We start from the raw sequence: 388 nt of genomic DNA, 5'->3' as shown, positions 1-388 counted from the left end.
TCAATGTCTGCACGATACTTGAAATGTTGGTACACAGGAGGATGAGAACTTCGTTCCACTTTATTGCTTCCTTATAATGTATTGAGTTTTCTGCTTACTCTAACTGCAGCCGCGGTATGGTAGGTTGGGTCTTTCGAGACCCAACACCTATAAATTGACCACATCTTTTTTATAACAGGGAAACAACTGTTCATTTGAACCAATCTATTATCCATTGGTTTTCTTAGGTTTCATCGTGGCCAGCTCGGTTTTTTCATCTAAATGTTCTTTATGTTTTAAATCTTCAATAACAGTATTTGCACCATAATAGTTTAAATGATCGCCATTGAAGTAATAAGGCAGCGTCTCACTACGCGCTGTACATTTATCGCCTTTACAAAATAAGGGC

The 388-nt window shown here is 37.9% G+C and carries 1 protein-coding gene; it reads right to left on the bottom strand.

The genetic code is table 11. From position 1 onward, the window contains the following. Window positions 1-207: 207 nt before the first annotated feature. The coding region (locus Lani_RS20410) for an SGNH hydrolase domain-containing protein (protein ID WP_058388616.1) at window positions 208-388 on the bottom strand (181 nt) is incomplete at its 5' end.

This window comes from Legionella anisa (genome assembly GCF_001467525.1).
Classification (GTDB): Bacteria; Pseudomonadota; Gammaproteobacteria; order Legionellales; family Legionellaceae; genus Legionella; species Legionella anisa.
The sequence above is the reverse complement of the archived record's forward strand: the minus strand, read 5'-3'. Positions and strand labels throughout refer to the sequence as shown.